Origin of the sequence: Micromonospora sp. H61 (genome assembly GCF_018070325.1) — a bacterium.
Taxonomy (GTDB): Bacteria; Actinomycetota; Actinomycetes; order Mycobacteriales; family Micromonosporaceae; genus Micromonospora; species Micromonospora salmantinae.
Window position 1 is genome coordinate 1 of sequence record NZ_JAGPXY010000173.1, and the last position, 2,924, is coordinate 2,924.

At 66.3% G+C, this 2,924-nt stretch carries 1 protein-coding gene and 2 pseudogenes; 2 read left to right on the forward strand and 1 reads right to left on the reverse strand.

Translation table 11 applies throughout. From position 1 onward, the window contains the following. Positions 1–1,094, reverse strand: a 1,094-nt coding sequence (locus KBX08_RS32770) for a DUF4041 domain-containing protein (protein ID WP_210787632.1), incomplete at its 3' end; no start/stop codon positions are given. Between the two features lie 1,203 nt (positions 1,095–2,297). Between KBX08_RS32770 and KBX08_RS34275 the strand changes: the two are divergent. Continuing rightward, positions 2,298–2,483: pseudogene (locus tag KBX08_RS34275) on the forward strand (site-specific integrase); the annotation flags it as partial. 71 nt (positions 2,484–2,554) lie between these two features. Continuing rightward, positions 2,555–2,924 (forward strand): annotated as a pseudogene (locus KBX08_RS34280) (site-specific integrase); the annotation flags it as partial.

Sequence of the window (2,924 nt, forward strand, 5' to 3'; positions counted from 1 at the left end):
GAGAAGAAGAGTGCGTGGACGTCGAAGTTGAAGGGGACGGAGGCGTCGCTGAGTTCCCGGACCCGGTCCAATGGGTCGAGGCGGCGGGTCATGCCGATCTTGACTACCTTCTCGCCGAAGGCTCCCAGGTTTGAAATGACGTACACGTAGCCAGCGCGGACGTTGGCGGCTCGGTAGTCCACGTCTTCGATGGCGGTGTCGATCTGCGACAGCCGCTCCTGCATCTGGGCGGCGCCGTCTACGTCGCCTTTAGCTTGCAGGGCGGCGAGGGCGTTGGCGTAGTGCTGACGTTCCTTGTCGAGACGGGCACGCTCGCGGTCGATTTCCTGTTGAACCCGTCGCTCCTCGCGCAGTCGCGCCTTCTCTTCGCGCTCGCGTTCCTTCTCCTCGGCGAGCTTTGCTTGGTGGTCAGCCGTGATCTCTAACTCCCGGACCCGCAGCCGGTGGTAGTCCTCCGAGATGCGGATGTGCATCGTCTTGCCTAGCTTGGCGATCGTCGCAGCGACCTTGCCCAGGCGCTCGACCGCCGAGGCGAGCTTGTAGGGCTTCAGGCCCCGTACCAGGTTGTCGGCTTCGGCGTTGTACGCCCGCAGCAGCAGCTTGGAGAAGTCCCGGACCATCACCCGCCCTTCGGCAGCTGAGCCGTTCACCGTCCAGCCAGTCGCGGCGAGGACCGCGCCGCCTTCCCGCTTAGCCATGTTCTTGATCTTGGCCTGCAGCCCAGCCAGTGCGCTCTGGTATGCGACCGCGTCTGACAGGGGGTGCCGGTAGTCGTAGACGCCAGCCTCCTGCAGCAGCGCCGTCTCCTCGGTCACCACGACCTGCAGACTAAGGTCCCGCAGCTGGCGCTCCAGGTCAGCCTTCTGCGCTTGGGCTGCGGCGGTCTGTTCAGTGATTTCTCGCGTCAGCCGTTCCCTGTACTGCTCGAGCTCTGCCGCGGGCAGTACTCCGAGGCGGTTCATCTCTAGCCGGGCCCGCTCCAGCTCCGCTCTGAGATGTGTCACCTCCGCAGCAAGTTCGCGTGCCTTAGTCCGCGCCCCGAACAGCGGAATCTCAGGATCGTCGGCGCGTTGCGGCGGGACGGTCTGTGGCATGGGAGAGGCCTCCACGGGAGGAGCAGGTAGTGGCTGCAGTACGGGCGCGGCGATCGGTGCATCGGCGATCCATAGCTGCCACCCCGGCGGCGGAGGTCCCCATGCCGGGTCCGGGTTCCACCCAGGACCGGGTGCCCAACCCTGCGGCGGGGTTGGCCAATTCGGCGGAGCGTTGAAGCGATATCCCACAGCTCATCTCCCACAAACTTGCACTAGATCGACGACGCTAGCCCGAGCCACTACGGCCCACACATCGATCACTCGGCCAACAGCGTCCCGCCGACAAGAGTCGCTAAGTGCCCGACCGACCAATCGAGGTCAGATATCCGACTCGGGGGGATGCGGTGCACCTGCCACTGACTTTCACCACACACTGTCAGTGCTTGGTTCGAACTATCTACAGGGAGTAGCGGGCTTCCCGTAGTCGTCGACGCTCTGTCTCGCAGAAGACCCTCGCTTGGCGTTGACCTCCATTCGCTGTCAGGAATCGACTCTTTTGGTCATTGGGCGGGCCACTCTGCGATGAAGACCTCGGAACATGTTCTCGGACCGGTATCACTGCCTGGGCCGAGCGGCGACGGCCAGGACAACAGTTGGACTGGTGAGCGAATCAGCGCCTTGGGCGCAGTTACCGATCTGACGACCACTGCGCGGATCATGGGGCTGTCTCGTTCGGTCGCGTACGACCTGGCCAAGTCCGGCCAGTTCCCCCTGCCTGTGCTCCGATTCGGCAGCCGCTACCGCGTGCCTGTTGCGGCCATCCTCCACGCCCTACACCTACCGCCCAACCACCACGGCGAGCCGTCGGCACCAGCACCGGAACACGACCCAATCCCAGGCCGAAAGACAATCCCGGATCACCCCCGACCCAACCCGCAACCACCTACTGCCGCACGACCGACCCGAGGGACACACCCGAGTAGGACAGGTTCGGTCTTCAAACGCTGTTCGTGCCGAGACGGCGAGGGCCGCAAACTCGGCAATCGCTGCCCCCTTATCCGCCGCGCGAGCGGAGCGTGGAATGCCACCCACGGCAGGTGGGCCTACCAACTCGAACTGCCCACCCACCCCGGCCAGGCGCGCCGGCAACTACGCCGCAGCACCTTCGACACCCGCGACGCCGCCACCGGCGACCGCGACCATGCCAAAGCCCTGCTCGCCCTCGCCGCTGACGACCAGGCAGTCGCCGCCGAGATCGCCGACATGCTCCTCGCCGTCACCGCCGGCGCACCACTGCCGGACCGCGACACCATCGCCCGGCGGGTCCGCGCCGGACTGCCCGCCACCGTCACGACCACCGTCGGCGAGTACCTGCAGTCATGGCTGGCATCCCGCCGCAGCCTCAGCAGCGTCCAACCCAACACGTTGCTGGCCTACGAGTCGCATATCCGCGTCCACCTGGTCCCGCACCTCGGTGCCATCGCCCTGGTGAAACTACGGGTGGAGCACACGTCGAGACCATGTTCGCCGCCATCGCCGAGGGCAGCACCGCCATCGAGATCGCCCGCCAGAGCGACGACCCCGCCACCCGCGCCAGCGTCTGCGGCCTGCGCACCACTAAACCGGCCAGCATGCACCGCATCCGCGCCACCCTGCGCAAGGCACTCAACGACGCCATCCGCCGCGGCAACAACCGGCTCATCGACTTCAACCCCGCCGCCCACATCGAACTGCCCTCCGGGGTACGCCCCAAAGCCCGGGTATGGACCACCAAAGCCGTACAACGGTGGCGCGACGCCGGCGAGCGGCCCAGCCCAGTCATGGTCTGGACCCCACAGCAGGCCGGCGCGTTCCTCGACCACGCCGAAGAGCACGACATCGCCCTCTACC